Annotated in this window: 14 protein-coding genes; 5 read left to right on the forward strand and 9 right to left on the reverse strand. The window is 41.8% G+C overall.

The features are described from left to right. Nucleotides 1–7: 7 nt before the first annotated feature. The 5 genes from EQY75_RS04500 to EQY75_RS04520 all read left to right on the forward strand — a co-directional run bounded on the left by EQY75_RS04500 (nt 8) and on the right by EQY75_RS04520 (nt 6,909). On the forward strand, nt 8–787 hold the full coding sequence (locus tag EQY75_RS04500) for a (Fe-S)-binding protein (protein WP_129603250.1): 780 nt from the start codon (nt 8–10) through the stop codon (nt 785–787). A 61-nt stretch (nt 788–848) separates the two neighbouring features. After that, nucleotides 849–1,331: an ABC transporter ATPase gene (locus tag EQY75_RS04505; protein WP_129603252.1), complete on the forward strand. Its 483-nt coding sequence runs from the start codon at nt 849–851 to the stop codon at nt 1,329–1,331. An 85-nt stretch (nt 1,332–1,416) separates the two neighbouring features. Then, nucleotides 1,417–4,332 (forward strand): serine hydrolase domain-containing protein, encoded by a 2,916-nt coding sequence (locus tag EQY75_RS04510; RefSeq protein WP_129603254.1) that lies wholly within the window; start codon nt 1,417–1,419, stop codon nt 4,330–4,332. Between the two features lie 28 nt (nt 4,333–4,360). Beyond that, nucleotides 4,361–5,506: an N-acetyl-alpha-D-glucosaminyl L-malate synthase BshA gene (gene bshA / locus EQY75_RS04515; RefSeq protein WP_129603256.1), complete on the forward strand. Its 1,146-nt coding sequence runs from the start codon at nt 4,361–4,363 to the stop codon at nt 5,504–5,506. A 215-nt stretch (nt 5,507–5,721) separates the two neighbouring features. Beyond that, nucleotides 5,722–6,909: an OmpA family protein gene (locus EQY75_RS04520; RefSeq protein WP_129603258.1), complete on the forward strand. Its 1,188-nt coding sequence runs from the start codon at nt 5,722–5,724 to the stop codon at nt 6,907–6,909. A gap of 26 nt (nt 6,910–6,935) precedes the next feature. On the opposite strand, the gene EQY75_RS04525 is transcribed toward EQY75_RS04520, so the two are convergent. From EQY75_RS04525 to EQY75_RS04565, 9 genes are all read right to left on the reverse strand, one after another. Continuing rightward, a complete protein-coding gene (locus tag EQY75_RS04525; RefSeq protein WP_129603260.1) occupies nt 6,936–8,192 on the reverse strand; it encodes a sulfate adenylyltransferase subunit 1 in 1,257 nt (418 codons plus the stop codon). Nucleotides 8,193–8,204: 12 nt separating this feature from the next. After that, entirely contained in the window at nt 8,205–9,110 is a 906-nt protein-coding gene (cysD, locus tag EQY75_RS04530; RefSeq protein ID WP_129603262.1) for a sulfate adenylyltransferase subunit CysD, read from the reverse strand. Next, complete coding sequence (gene cysC / locus EQY75_RS04535) at nt 9,103–9,705, reverse strand: adenylyl-sulfate kinase (protein ID WP_129603264.1); 603 nt, start codon at nt 9,703–9,705, stop codon at nt 9,103–9,105. Before cysC ends, cysD begins: the two co-directional genes overlap by 8 nt. Next, nucleotides 9,687–10,118 carry a DUF2061 domain-containing protein gene (locus EQY75_RS04540; protein WP_129603266.1) on the reverse strand — a complete coding sequence of 144 codons (432 nt, stop codon included), beginning with the start codon at nt 10,116–10,118 and terminating at the stop codon, nt 9,687–9,689. Before EQY75_RS04540 ends, cysC begins: the two co-directional genes overlap by 19 nt. Beyond that, nucleotides 10,118–10,921, reverse strand: coding sequence for a 3'(2'),5'-bisphosphate nucleotidase CysQ (gene cysQ, locus EQY75_RS04545; protein WP_129603268.1), 804 nt, complete (start codon nt 10,919–10,921; stop codon nt 10,118–10,120). Before cysQ ends, EQY75_RS04540 begins: the two co-directional genes overlap by 1 nt. Nucleotides 10,922–10,936: 15 nt before the next feature. Further along, nucleotides 10,937–12,070 (reverse strand): GNAT family N-acetyltransferase, encoded by a 1,134-nt coding sequence (locus tag EQY75_RS04550; RefSeq protein WP_165200524.1) that lies wholly within the window; start codon nt 12,068–12,070, stop codon nt 10,937–10,939. A gap of 29 nt (nt 12,071–12,099) precedes the next feature. After that, nucleotides 12,100–13,290 (reverse strand): GNAT family N-acetyltransferase, encoded by a 1,191-nt coding sequence (locus tag EQY75_RS04555; protein ID WP_129603272.1) that lies wholly within the window; start codon nt 13,288–13,290, stop codon nt 12,100–12,102. Between the two features lie 94 nt (nt 13,291–13,384). Beyond that, nucleotides 13,385–14,542 carry a GNAT family N-acetyltransferase gene (locus EQY75_RS04560; protein WP_129603273.1) on the reverse strand — a complete coding sequence of 386 codons (1,158 nt, stop codon included), beginning with the start codon at nt 14,540–14,542 and terminating at the stop codon, nt 13,385–13,387. Continuing rightward, complete coding sequence (locus EQY75_RS04565) at nt 14,535–15,746, reverse strand: GNAT family N-acetyltransferase (RefSeq protein WP_165200527.1); 1,212 nt, start codon at nt 15,744–15,746, stop codon at nt 14,535–14,537. The genes EQY75_RS04560 and EQY75_RS04565 overlap by 8 nt, the downstream gene beginning before the upstream one ends. Nucleotides 15,747–15,772: the final 26 nt, after the last annotated feature.

Consider the following 15,772-nt stretch of genomic DNA (forward strand, 5'->3'; position numbering starts at 1 on the left):
GAAAAAAATGAATGTACCTACAATGGCATCGCTCTTTGCAGAAGGTAAACAACCAGAGATCTTGTTCTGGGTGGGTTGTGCCGGTAGTTTTGACGACAGGGCTAAGAAGATCACTAAGGCCTTTGTAAAGCTACTGAACAAAGCCGGAGTTTCCTTTGCCGTACTCGGCACTGAAGAGAGTTGTTCCGGCGATCCTGCAAAAAGGGCCGGGAACGAATTTTTGTTTCAGATGCAAGCCGTAACCAACATTGAGGTCATGAATGGGTACGGGATAAAGAAGGTCGTCACCGCTTGTCCGCATTGTTTTAATACCTTAAAAAATGAATATCCCGGATTAGGTGGGAACTACGATGTTGTTCATCACACTCAGTTTCTAAAGCAATTGGTGGAAGAAGGCAAAATAGGTCTGAAGGGCGGAACCTATAAAGGCAAACGTATCACCTATCACGATCCTTGTTATTTGGGTAGAGCAAATGATGTGTATGAAGCTCCCAGGGAACTGATCAGGAAGTTGGATGCAGAACTGGTGGAAATGAAAAGTTGCCGCCAGCGTGGCCTTTGTTGTGGTGCCGGGGGAGCGCAGATGTTTAAAGAAGCAGAGAAGGGGGATAAAGAGGTTAATATCGAAAGAACAGAACAGGCTATGGAAACCCAGCCGGAAATCATCGCAGCAGCGTGCCCATTTTGTAATACGATGATGACCGATGGGGTAAAGAACAAAGAGAAGGAGGCCTCGATTGCCGTCATGGATATCGCCGAATTGATGTCGGAGGCCGAAGATCTTTGATGCTTTTTAGTTTTGGAACGATTTTAGAGAAGGATTATGAAGGAATCAAACACAGAGTGTCATGTTAGTATCGTTTAAAGAATTACCCGAGGAATCCAGAGTTTGGATCTATCAGGCCAATAGAAATTTTTCTGAGGAGGAATTGGAGGAAATTGAGAATCTACTACCGCAGTTTCTAACACAGTGGACGGCTCACGGTGATTCCCTCCGTGCAGGATACGAAATTAAGTACAAGCGATTTATCATCATCGGATTAGATCAATCACTGGCCTCGGCCTCCGGTTGTTCGATAGACGCTTCAGTACACTTTATTCAGGGCCTGGAAAAAAGGTTTGGACTTGAACTCCTTGACAGAATGAATGTCTCCTTTAAACAGGGGGATTATATTACGTACAAATCAATGGCCGACTTTAAGAAAATGGCAAAGTCCAGGGCTATAACAAAAAGTACTATTGTCTTCAATAACCTCGTTGCCAATAAACAGGAATACCTGGAACATTGGGAGGTTCCAGCTTCCGAAAGCTGGCATGGAAGGTTTATTTAATCTATTCACCACAATTTCAGAGTGTTATCTCGCTTTTTACAATATTTCTAAACGAATACAGTTAGAATCAAGGATCAAATTGCCTATGCAGATAAAGCGCTACTTTTTCTTCTTCATTTTTATTTTAACCGTTGCAGGTCAGGCCCAACAAAATCCGTTGCAAGCGGCAGACAGTGTTGCCCAGCTGCAATGGGTGGATGGCATCTACTCGCAAATGACCCAGGAAGAAAAAATAGGTCAGCTCTTTATGGTCCTTGTAGCCTCAGATCAGGATAAAGCCTCAACCGACAAGATCAAGAAGTTGATAGTTGAAGAGCATCTGGGAGGAATCATTTTTTCAACAGGCGGACCTCAGAGGCAGGCAAAACTGACTAACGAATATCAATCTCTCGCCAAGGTACCATTGCTTATTGGTATGGATGCCGAATGGGGTCTCGCGATGCGACTCGATTCTACTTTTGCCTATCCCTGGAACATGACGTTGGGAGCGATAAAAGATTCCAGTATTGTAGAAGAGGTTGGGTTCAGAATAGGAAGTCATGCTAAACGCATGGGGGTACATATCAATTTTGCCCCCGATGTGGATATCAATATAAATCCGAGAAACCCCATTATTGGAAACAGGTCGTTTGGTGAAGATCGTGAAAATGTGGCCCAAAAAGGAGCAGCTTTTGTCAGGGGCATGAGCAGGGCAGGAGTACTGACCAGCGCCAAACATTTTCCGGGCCATGGGGATACCGCAGTGGATTCACACAAAGATCTGCCCGTGATTCCCTTTGAAAAGGAACGACTAGACAGTGTTGAGTTGTATCCCTATAAAAAATTAATCCTTGCCGGAGTTTCTGGGGTAATGGTTGCCCATCTTAATGTGCCGGCATTGGAATCAGACGAAAAAAGACCTTCTTCTCTTTCTGCTGATATTATCTCGGGAACATTGAAGAAAGAACTGGGATTCCAAGGCTTAGTGCTGACGGATGCCTTGAATATGAAAGGCGTGACTGATTTTGCAGGAGACATCAATGCAGAATTACAGGCATTCCTGGCAGGTAATGACATTTTACTGATGCCCAAAGACATAAGTGCGGCGAGGGGAGCTATTTCAGAAGCCTTAGCACAAGGTGTTATATCGGAAAGCAGATTAGCGTCATCTGTTAAGAAAATCCTGATGGCTAAGTACAAGGCAGGATTGTATGACTATGAACCTGTGAAGTCCGATGGTCTATACCAGGATCTCAATAGTGTTGAAGACCAACTGCTTTATGAAAAAGCTTTTGAAAACGCGATAACCCTGGTAAAGAACAATGTGTCTTTACTTCCTGTCAAGAACCTGGAAAACAAAAAGATTGCCTATGTACGAATGGGCGACGACACAGGTGATGCGTTTCTCACCGCTTTACAGAAATTTACGGACGTCACGGAAGTAAAAGGCAAAGATATTGGCACCCTTAAAGCGAATCTCGGGGGTTTCAATGTGGTTATCGTTGGTTTTCACAAGAGCAATGAAAGTCCCTGGAAGCCTTATAAATTTTCGGAGAAGGAACTATACTGGCTGGCTGAATTGGGACGATCGAGGAACTTCAATCTCATCCTCTCCGTTTTTGCCAAACCTTACGCACTCCTGGACCTGGTGAATTACAATGATATTGATGCGCTGGTTCTGGGATATCAAAATAGCAAGATTGCTCTCGAAAAGTCCGCTGAGGTGATTTTTGGCGCTATTCCTGCCAAAGGAGTCTTGCCGGTATCCCTCGGCTCAGATTTTTCAGTCGGGCACGGAATATTAAGTAAATCATTGGGTCGTCTGGGCTACAGCATTCCTGAGCGGGTAGGGATGAAGGGTAGTCTTCTGTCCAGGGTAGATACCTTGGTACGAAATGGAATTGATTCTCTGATGTATCCCGGAGCGCAGGTCTTGGTTGCTAGGAGGGGTAAAGTGATCTACAATAAGAATTTTGGCAAGCCTACTTACGATTCTACAGATTCCATAACCTCAGATCATTTGTACGACCTGGCATCACTGACCAAGATATTATCGACACTTCCCGTAGTGATGGCCATGGAAGAAGAAGGTAAAATTTCGCTCAATGACACCTTTGGCGAATTGATACAGGCTTATGATACCACCGATCTCAAAAACGTGACGGTACTAAAGGCGCTGAGTCACTATGGCCGGCTGCCCTCGTGGATTGCATTCTACCTCTCAACCCTCAACAAGGACAGAAAACCATCGAGTGAGTTCTATCGCTCGCGTCCCGGACCCGGCTATTCTATTGAGGTGACAAAAAACCTCTATCTCAGTGACGCTTATCAGGATTCCATATACAATCGCATAGGTCGGCAATCGTTAAAATCTAATCGTTATCGTTACAGTGATGTAGCTTATTACGTGATGAAAAAGTATATTGAAGACACTTACGAGGAGCCTCTGGACAAATTGGCAAGGGAAAAGTATTTCTTACCACTTGGGACGAACAATACAGGCTACAGGCCTCTGGATTACTTTGAAAAAAAACGCATAGTTCCTTCAGAAATCGACAATTACTACAGGTATCAGACGGTACAGGGCTTTGTCCATGATATGGGAGCGGCTATGCAGGGCGGTGTAGGCGGTCATGCCGGACTTTTCAGCAATGCCAATGATGTGGCCAAGATAATGCAGATGTACTTGCAAGGAGGGTATTACGGCGGGGATCGCTTTTTGCAATCGAGGACTATTGAAAAATTCAATAAGTGTTACTTCTGTAATGAAAATGTTCGGAGGGGCGTAGGGTTTGACAAGCCTCAGCTTGAAGAATACGGGCCAACCTGTGGCTGTGTCTCCCGAAAGAGTTTTGGCCATAGCGGATTTACAGGGACCTATACCTGGGCCGATCCAGAAGAAGAGATCATTTACGTCTTTTTATCGAACAGGACCTATCCCACATCCTCTAACAACCTTCTTATCAAATCGGAACTCCGGACCCGGATACAACAGGCGATTTATGATTCTATTATAAATTAGAATAGGAATTTAAATGTAATTTTACGGTATGAAGATTGCCATTGTTTGTTATCCCACATTCGGGGGAAGTGGCGTTGTCGCTACAGAACTGGGCATAGCCCTGGCCAACAGAGGTCACGAAATTCACTTTGTGACCTACAGGCAGCCTGTGCGTCTGGAATTGTTGGGGAATAATATCCACTTCCACGAGGTACATGTTCCTGAGTACCCTTTGTTTCACTATCAGCCTTATGAGCTGGCCTTATCCAGCAAACTGGTAGATACTATCAAGTTACACGAGATCGAACTACTGCATGTGCATTATGCCATTCCCCATGCCTATGCCGGCTATATGGCTAAAAAGATTTTGGAAGAAGAAGGCATTCACGTTCCTATGATCACGACCCTCCACGGAACGGATATTACTTTGGTGGGAAATCACCCTTTCTATAAGCCGGCAGTAACCTTTAGCATCAATAAGTCTGAAGTGGTGACCAGTGTTTCCGCCGACCTAAGGCAAAAGACACTCGACTTTTTTGAAATAGATAAAGAGATTGAAGTCATCCCCAATTTTATTGACAAACGAAAATACAGCGCAGGATTCACAGACTGCCAGCGTTCGCTGATGGCAGGAGAGGATGAAAAAATCATCACTCATATCAGTAATTTCAGGAAAGTAAAGCATATTCCCGATGTGATCAAGGTATTTTACGGTATTCAGAAGGAAATACCGGCCAAGCTCATTATGGTAGGGGAGGGTCCGGAAAAGGAAAAAGCAGAGTTGCTTTGTGATGAACTCGGGATCAATAGTAAGGTGGTATTTTTGGGGCAAAGCTCTGAAATAGACAGGATTCTTTGTTTCTCAGACCTGTTCCTTTTGCCCTCAAAGTCGGAAAGTTTCGGTCTGGCAGCTCTGGAGGCCATGATCAATAAAGTAGCCGTGATTTCCAGTAATACCGGTGGAATTCCTGAGGTTAATATTCACGGTGTAACCGGGTTCTTGAGTGATGTAGGGGATGTAGATGATATGGTCAAGAATTCATTACACATTTTAAAGGATCCCAAAACCCTGGAAACCTTTAAAGAAAATGCATACAAGGAGGCCCTGAAATTCGATCTGCAGAATGTTATGCCCCTTTACGAAGAGCTCTATGAAAAAGCTTTTAAGGAGCACTATAAGAGTGTGATACACTAAACAGACTCACTACTGATTACGCTTTATTCGTTATAGTTAGTTCGACCTTGAAATCTGTATTTTGTCGATATTTTTAATTAGTCGTCCTGTCTTCTGATTGCGTCCTATTGGATATTCTTCGTTTTATCGATTATTCCTTCGCGTAGTAAGCTATTCTATGAGCAAAAGATATGAGGAGGTAATTTTGTATTACGAGATCCCAAAATCTTACCGTAATGAAAAAGCATTTTGCTTATACAGTTTTTATATTGATAATAGGCAGTTTTAGCCTGTATGCTCAGGACCTGCCTGAACTCACTGTTAAGGATAGTATCATCCAAAGCTCATGGATGGTGGGCATTGGATGGAATTTTATTGATGATTCCGGAGATGCTTTCAACGATTTTACTACGATCAGGGACCAATGGAACGGTGTTGCCTTCCCATCGCGGATCAACCTGGGTCGTTACTGGAAGAGTGGTTTAGGCTTAGAATTGATTGGGACCTACAATAATTACAAGGAAGGTAATACCATAGACGGAATATCGATCACCGAGGATATCCCGTATTGGAGTATCGACACCCGCCTCAGTTATGACCTCAATAAGTTGGTTGGGGAAACCGGATTTTTTGATCCTTATGTTGGTGTGGGGCTCGGGTATTCCGACGCCAACAACCTGGGCCGGGGTACGTACAATGCCATTATCGGGTTCAGGACCTGGTTTACTGATCGCTGGGGACTCGATTTTAGTTCCAGCGGTAAATGGTCCTTTGGAAATGAGGCTTCCAACCATATACAGCATGCAGTTGCGGTTGTTTACCAATTCAATATCAAGAAAGAACTCTCCAAAGAAGGGGAGGAGAAACTGGCCATGTTACAGGAAATAGAAAATGAGCAGCAAAGGCTTCAGGATTCCCTTCTGGCTGCCAGGAAAGCAGAAGAGGAAGCCAGGCTATTGGCAGAACGCCTGGAAAAGGAAAAAGAGGAAGCAGCCCGACTGGCAGCTTTGGAAAAGGCCAAAAAAGACAGATTTACAAAGCTCCAGCAGTCACTGGATAGCCTGGGAGCTGTTTATTTTGCCTTTGACTCCTCTTATCTCAATGATGCTTCAAAGACGACGCTGGATGCGGTAGCAAGCCTTATGACCCAATATCCGGAATACTCCTTCGAGATTCATGCGTATACGGACTCCAGAGGTCCGGATAACTATAATCAATGGTTATCTGATCGCAGGGCCCAGAAAACTACAGCATATCTGGTAAACAAAGGGATATCACTAAGCAGATTGACGGCCATAGGTCATGGAGAATCCATGCTAACCAACGAATGTTCGGATGGCATGAGATGTACTGAAGAACAACATCGATTGAACAGAAGGTCAGAAACAATTGTAATAAATGTAATGCCTCGGCTAAGTAAATAAAATGACCTAGTCTTGCAGGGATTGGTTTAGATGATCATTCCTGCTGCAACAGTTTCATTGGTTTGATCATCAATTAGGATGAGACTTCCGGAAAACCGATTGTCTTTGTAGGCGTCAATGAGCAAAGGTTTTGTTGTTCTTAACTTTACCTTACTGATATCATTCATTGTAAGTTGTTTGTCGTCCTTGATTCTCTCCATGGTATTGATGTCGTATTTATACATCACTTCCCTGATCATCGCCTTTTGTTCATTTGAAGTATGCATTAGGGTATATTTAGCTCTTGGTTGTGCCGGACGGTTGTTCAACCAGCATAACATCACCTCTATATCCTGTGAAGAATCAGGGACATTGTTAGAACGAACAATCATATCACCTCTACTTACGTCGATATCATCTTCCAGTTCAATTGCGATGGACATGGGCGCAAATGCTTCTTCAAGTTCGCCGTTCGGACCGGTGATCGATTTTACTTTTGATGAAAAACCGGAAGGTAGAACAGTGACCTTATCTCCTTTTCTGTAAAAACCACTGGCAATTCGCCCTGCATAGCCCCTGTAATCAATAAAACCGTCTCTTTGAGGTCTGAGCACAGTCTGAACAGGGAATCTGGCATCCACTTTGTTGAGGTCACTACTGATATGCATGGTCTCTAAAGTGTGTAACAATGGCGCGGCCTGGTACCAGGTCATGTTGTCAGATCGGTTGACTACGTTATCTCCCAGCAGCGCACTTATAGGAATAAATCGGATATCTCTTATCAATAATTTAGCGGCAAATTCCTCAAATTGATTGACGATCTTATGAAAAACATCTTCAGAGAAACCGACCAAATCCATCTTGTTAATACAAACGATAACGTGGGGAATATGCAATAAAGATGCAATAAAGGCGTGCCTTTTAGTTTGTTCTATCACCCCGTGTCTCGCATCCACTAAAATAATAGTAGCATTAGCCGTTGAAGCTCCGGTTACCATATTCCGGGTGTACTGCACATGGCCGGGAGTATCAGCGATTATAAATTTACGTTTTGGAGTTGTAAAATACCGGTAAGCCACGTCAATGGTAATTCCCTGTTCCCGCTCATCTCGAAGGCCATCCGTAAAAAGAGCCAGGTCTACCCCGTCATGTCCTTTTTTCCTGCTGGTATTCTCTATGGCTTCCAGCTGGTCTTCAAAAATCGATTTGGAATCGTACAATAATCGGCCAATCAAGGTGCTTTTCCCGTCATCAACGCTGCCGGCAGTTGAGAATCGAAGTAATTCGTTGCGTTCTATTTCCATCAAATACTTGTATTAAAAATAACCCAGTTTTTTCCGATCCTCCATGGCGTTTTCCGAGCGTTTATCATCGCTTCGGTTTCCCCGTTCTGTCTGGCGCATAGCCGATACTTCCTGTACTATCTTCTCCAGCGTGTCTGCTTCAGATTCAATACCACCGGTGATAGTGATGTCGCCTAATGTTCTGAATCGGATCTTTTTGGTAACTACTTCTTCCCGCTCATCGAGCCTCAGAAATTCCGAATTTGGAATCCATGAATTGTTACGCCAGACAACCTCACGCTCATGAGCCAGGTAAAGGGAGGGGATCTCGATTTTTTCCTGGAGGATATAGTTCCAGACGTCCATTTCTGTCCAGTTACTGATGGGGAAAACCCGGAAATGCTCCCCTTCAAAATACTTTCCGTTGAAGAGATTCCATAATTCGGGCCGTTGATTTTTGGGATCCCATTGTCCGAAATCATCCCTGTGGGAGAAAAAGCGCTCCTTGGCCCTGGCTTTTTCCTCATCGCGACGGCCTCCGCCTATGGCACAGTCGATTTTATTACTTTCTATGGCATCGAGAAGAGTAGTAATCTGCAGGGCGTTACGAGTTGCACTTTTTCCTTTTTCTTCAGCTACCCTTCCCTGATCTATGGATTCCTGCACAGATCCAACAATAAGTTGCGCGCCCAGGTCTTTGATTAACCGGTCTCTGAATTCAATAGTCTCCGGGAAATTATGCCCGGTATCCACATGCATCAGAGCAAAGGGAATTTTACTGGGATAGAAGGCTTTTTTAGCCAGGTGTGTCACCACAATAGAATCTTTTCCCCCTGAAAAAAGGATTACGGGGTTCTGGAACTGGGCCCATACTTCCCGAAGCACAAAAATGGCTTCCGATTCTAATTCTTCAAGATAACTCAGGTAGTACTTACTCATTGTTCCTCAGTTTTAGCTTAGGTAGGATGGCCTTAAATATTAATTCCACCGCTTCCTCCACCGTATTTTTTTCTGTAATCATTACTGCCGGATCTGTTGGAGCTTCATAAGGAGCAGAGATCCCGGTCATATTTGTAATTTCACCCTTTCGTGCTTTTTTATAGAGTCCTTTTACGTCTCGTTCTTCACAAACCTCCAGGCTGGTATTTACAAAAACTTCTACAAAGGTATCAAGTCCGACAATATTCCGGATAAGGATTCTGTCTTTTTCATAAGGGGCAACAAAAGCAGCAAGAATAACGACCCCGGCGTCCACAAATAATTTGCCTATTTCACCAATCCTTCTGATATTTTCCGAGCGGTCTTCAGGACTAAAACTGAGGTCTTTGTTGATCCCGCTCCTCATGTTGTCCCCGTCGAGGATAAATGTATTTATGTTCAGTCCCTGTAATTTTTGTTCTAGGGCATTGGCTATAGTCGATTTGCCAGAACCCGACAACCCCGTAAAAAGGACCATAAATGAGTTATGCCCGCTTCTTTGTCGCCGATCTTCCGGAGTGACTTTGAAATGGTGTTTTACGATGTTTCTTTCCATGACTTTTTCTTACGCCTTTGTTCCAGGCCAAAATTGATTTTATACCAGGTTCGTTCGTGAAAATAATATAAAATCATTTTGGTAACTACTTCAGCAACACCAATCTGTAGTCCGGTGAGTGGGCTACCCGAAATGTACCAGGACAATAAAAAAGTATCCAGAGTACCAATAGCCCTCCATGTAAAGGTCTTAAATAAATGTCTTTTTCTACTCTCTTTAATACCAATATTGAACCACACCCTTTCGTGCAGGTAGTACAAAATCATCTTAGTGACCACTTCCGCCCCGCCAATTTTTAATCCGGTTAGAGGGTTACCGGTTATGATCCAGGAAAGCACTATCGTATCGAGCGTGCCCACCATACGCCAGGTGATGGTTTTGGCAAGGTGCCGTTTGTGGGAGGAGGTTGCCATCAGGTAGAGACCAGAAAATAGGGGTTGAGTAGATTTTCTTTATTGTAGCGTAGTTCTTTTTTGGTGTGCTGATCGGTAACTTTTAAACCCACGGCACTGCAGATGGCATGGCCTGCTGCTGTGTCCCACTCCATAGTAGGTGCGAAACGCGGATAAACATCCGCCTTTCCTTCGGCTACCAGGCAGAATTTCAAAGAGCTTCCTTTTGAGACGATCTCAACTTCTTTATTCTCTTTTTCTAAGTCGGCAATGAAGTCTAAGGTGTCCTGATTCATATGCGACCTGCTTCCTACTACGCCTATCTTTGTGCTCGTCTTGTTGGAGGGATAAATTCTATCTTTTTCCAAAAACAACTCTTCAGGCATAGAATGATCATTCCCGATAAGGCTCTTATAGGCCTTCTTCTGGGCTACATCGGCATAATATAACTCTCGGGTAACAGGAACGTAGATCACGCCCAAAATGGGTCTCCCGTCCTGAATAAGGGCGATATTAACGGTGAATTCGCCATTGCGTTTGATAAACTCCTTAGTACCGTCAAGCGGGTCAACCATCCAGCAGGTTTCCCATGATTTTCTGCTGTTGAAATCAATTTGTTTGTTTTCTTCACTAATGATAGGGTAGGGGGTTTTGACAAGGTATTCATTGATCACCTTGTTAGATGCCAAGTCTGCCTCTGTCAAGGGAGATTGGTCCTTCTTATATTGAGTGATCAAACCAACCTTATCATAAACCGAGAGGATGACATCTCCAGCAGAAATAGCTGCAGCTGACATCAAACTTAGAAAATCATTCTTCTCCATTATTAGGGGGTCTTATTAGGTATATTCAAAGTACAGTTCATATGAATTTTTTTCACTGATAAGCAGGTATTTGCGCTCGGGCTCCAGTTCAAGAATGGTTATACTTGACAAGTGTTCCTGTGTCAAATATAGAAAATCATAAACGGGCCTTTTCAAAAAGTGATAATCTTCCAAGTGGATTTCCTTCTCTGAGCTGTAATTCGCCTTTATATTCGATCCTGAATCACATTTTTTCAACCTATATCGAAGATCTCTCTTGGACATGATGGTCATCCTATTGAACTTAGCAATTAAAGCGTAAATAAAATCGTTGACCTTCTTCGACTTTAAAAATTCTTTAAATTTTACTCTGGTGTGTTCAATAACACCCAGACTTTTGGAAATAAGGGTATTGGGATATATGATAAAGTGATTATAAGGACTTATCACATTGCTCCATCGCCTCTTATAGTCCATTCCCCCGACTCCCATTTCAAAAAATTCATAATCATTATCAATGCACCATTCCAACTGCTTGTAGATTTCAATATTTCCGAGTCCAAACTTGGAATAATCTGTATCAAAGGAAGAAACAGAACTGAACAAAATTCGACCAAAATGGTAGTTCAAGGAGATCTCAATGGGATCCTCCCCGTTGTAAATTACAAATAAGGAAGCCGATTTATTTCTGATCTTGGTTTTGGAGGATTCAAAAATCCGATCCCATTCTTTTATATCCTTACTTCTTTCTTTTTTCTCCTGAAATCTCGAATTTATCATAGATTTCAAACGGTTCATCAAAAGGGTATAGGAATGATCAGTGATAGATCCGTAATGAAGTTCATACCTGATGTTAAAGCAGGTTTCCAATCGCCTGATATTTCTCAGAATCACTTTTCTGCCGTTGGCGTTGAATTGTGTTTTCAGATATTCATCTGCACTTGTGAGTCCTTTTGTAGAAATTCCATAATTCCAGTTAAATTGTGAGATCTTTCTGCATAAGTAGTCCCCGGTTTCAAATTCTGCATAAAAAGGAACCAAACTCAAGGAATAATTCAATGATCTTTTTGACTTTGATTTTTCTGCCAAGTTACATAGGACTTTCCCTTCAGAATAAGTGATGTACTTCAACAAGTCAGGTTTATGGACCTCCTTATAAAAGGTCGTCATAAAGTTGATCTTATGAATCCTCCCGAACATTAGTTTAGTTTAACAATTTCTACTGAACGGTAATTGTTCTCGCCCTGGAAAATATAAATACCCGTAGTATTATTTTGCCTGTAAACCTTCACATGAGCAAAGTTTTCCTGATTCTGGTGAAGAAAGTAGTTCAACGCTCTCAGTAGTTGTGAATTTCCATAAGGATTGACTGTTGTAAATCCTTCAAATGAAGGAAATAATTTGCCTTCCTCTAAGGTCCTGACATCATATGGAACTACGACTGTATTATTAGAATTCTTAAATCTGTATACCTTTTTCCTGAATTTACTAATTGCGAGATGAATTCTAAATCTCTTCAGTAGATTGATTAGGTGAAAACGCAGGGTCAGCCAATGGGATCTGACTGCTGCTCCGGATATATAAAGAATATTTTGATCGGGTACATAGGATACCTGCTTGTAGCAATAGATGGTATTGATCCATTTTCTCTTGTGAAAGAAATCACCTCTTCCCATATCAAAACGATCAAATTTGTGTTTAAAAGCCCACTCGAGATGATTGAAGGTATTGATATGACCTACGTTAAACATGGCGTAGTCAATATCGTAGGCACTATTCCAGTGAAAGAGTACTTTGTTGTGTAGGAAATTGAGAGTTATGCAAATGGGTTTTGAATTGCTATAAATGACAAAAAGTGCTGCTTTACCTTTAAGAATTAGCGGATACATTACAGATTGATACAGATCGAGATAGGGTAATTCGAAATTAGTTTCCTCTTTTTCCTGAAACCTTCGTTCGATCATATCTTTCAGAGCTTCGAAAAGTAAATCGTACTCCTCTTTATCGATCGATCCACAGTAGACCTTATACCCAGGATTCAAACACTTGTCCAGTCTTTTTTTATAACGCCTCAGCTGTGAATACCTCGCTTTTCTGACATGCTTCCACAGATAATCCTCAAAATTTTCATACGGAAAGAGTTCAACAGCATAACCATGGTATAAGGTAGATTCAAACTTTTTTAAAGCCGTCAGATCAGATTTTTTTTCCAGGCTGTAGTATCCTGGCAAGTCGTAAATAGACAGCATCTTGCCAACTTTTTCTTCCGATTTTTGATCTGAGGGGGGTTCGAAGATTTCTGAAGTTGTTGAATCTTTTACCCCTTTAATAAAAAAAGGAAACTGCTTTTCCTTCAAGACGAAATCCAATAAGAAGCTGTATTTTTCCAAGGGTAGATCAATTGCCGGTTAGGGCATATACATTTACAAATATCTGAATATTTACCTTTTAGACCGGGGCTGTTGAAGGGAATATATAAACAAATCATCCCACTTGAATCAACAAGTCTTCTTTTTCGCCTAAAACCAGGAAAGTGGACAAATCAGGATGTTTGTAAACCTTGGTTTTCCTGTATTCCTGCTTAGATGTAAACAGGAAGTCGTACACTGTTTTTCTTAGGAATTGCAATTTGGGTTGCCCTTCAATATCAACTTTTGTCATATGACGCAGTTCAGCCTCCGATTCTAAACGAGAAACAGTTTTTGTGTGCACTGTATGTCCCTTGGGCTGCAGCAAATTAGAATATTTTGTTATACTTTTTTTAGCCTGCTTGAGATGCACTTTTCTAGCGAATCGAAACAGCATTTCCCGTAAGGAGAGGGAGGCATACGGCAATAGTCCACCTAGTCTGCCGGCAGTTGCATTTTTTCGAATTACGATTTGATGATAGTTGTAATAAGAGTTGGTATACCACTTGCTTTTATAGGGCTCATAGCCCTTCAGAAGGTCATAGATTCTAAACTCCATCGAAAAAAGCCATTCGATGTTCTTTGCCATATCGATTAGGCCCGGATGAAATTTAGAATAATCCGTATCATAGCCGCTCATGATATAATAAGCAAGGTCATCCTTAAACATATTGATTCTGATACTTATAGGTTTGCTGCCGTCGTAGATTACAAAAAGACAGGCCTCTTTCTTGAGGATCAGCGGATATAGCTTGTTTTCAAATTCATGCAGATACGGGAGTTCATAATTAGATTCGCCTTTTTCTTCGAATCGTTTAACCAAGAAAATTTTTAAAGCGGCGAACAAAGCGTGATACTCTTCCTTGTCTACCGAACCGTAATAAGCCTCATAGCGAATGGGGAAGCAGGACTCGAGGCGCTGTATGTAACGGCGCAGGTTAGACCTGCTTTTAGCGCCTTGAATCGACTCTAAATACCTCTTATAATCTGAGAAGGACGAAAGATCCACATAGTATCCTTCTATTGATCTTATCTTGTGAATGTTATATTCCCCCTCTCGTACTATTATTCTAAAATAATCAGGGACATCTTTGATTATTGATACGGAATCCACTTTGCTTACCGCGTCTTTATTCGGACTCAGGTAGTTCTTTGCACGGAAGACGATATTTTCAAAAAAGGGAAAGGGTTTTTCCTTGTTGAGAAATTCCTTAAGGAAAATAAGCCTATTCATAGTGCTGGTTTAAAGTATTGTTGTCAAGAATGACTTCCCGCGAATTTTCTTTACCCTGAAAAAGAAAAGTTCGGTTTTCTGATCTTACAGAATAAATAGCTACATCTTGTATGCGTTCTCCACTGGCAAAGAGAAAGTCGACTAAAGGCTTCTTGAGGTATTTACCGGTATCTGAGTTGAGTTGAATACGTTCTCCTAGTACATCTGAAGTATTGCCCTCGCGCTTTCTGATTGAATAAGAAACAGGAGAATATTTTTTATTTCTCTGTCTGAACCACCATGTACTTAGCTTTTTATAAAGCTTGTCCAACTTTATTTTCTTCATCAGCCTTATGAGATTGTAGAATAAGTAAATCCTTGAATAAGTGAGGTTACCAAAAAGAATGGCTCTTGTTGAGGATTTATGGTATAGGACAGACTTAATGAAGTAGTATTCCTTATCGATAAGTTTTGACTTGTAGGTGTATTGACCTTTAAGAAGGTCAAATTTTTCTATGCCGTTTGCATAGGCCCATTCTAACAGGCCCAGTAATTCGAGCATCCCGAGAGAATATTTGGCAAAGTCTACATCATACGATTTTAAATAGCCGTAAAGGGTGTTCCCATAGATCAGGTTTACACTAAAACAAATGGGTTTCTGATTGTGTGAAATGACTGAAATACAGGCTCTTTTACTATTGATCAGGGAGTAAAATGTACGGTGGTAATGCGACCAATGGGGCAGATCATCATTTTTTATTCCCTTTTCGCGAAATCGCATGATAAGCATTTCCTTGAATTGATCAAATAATTGATCATAAAGGGATTTGGAAATAGATCCGTGGTAAAACTGATGTGTTATATCAAAACTCTGGCAGAGCTTTCGTTTTTGCCTTTTGAATTCTGCTCTTTGTTTCGATGAAAACTTAGCCTTGAGTAATTGTTTATAGCTCGAATAACTCGTTAGAAGAATCAGGGAACCTTTAAAAGATCGTATCGTTTTTTGGCGGTATTCCTGAAAGGGAGAAGTGCTGTAGTAACCCGGAATATCAAAGACCAGATAGTGCAAGGGGTCTGTCTTCTCCGATATTTTGGATTCGTCTCTGTATACTTCTTTTTCTGACAGACGATCGCTGACCTTATTGAAATAAGGATACAGATCATTTTTTTCCAGGAACAGATGTATAAAATCCCTGGGTACAGTACCCGTCAACCTATGAAGCACACGCATGATTTAAAAGTAAAAAATCC

Origin of the sequence: Muriicola soli (assembly GCF_004139715.1) — a bacterium.
Lineage (GTDB): Bacteria > Bacteroidota > Bacteroidia > Flavobacteriales > Flavobacteriaceae > Muriicola > Muriicola soli.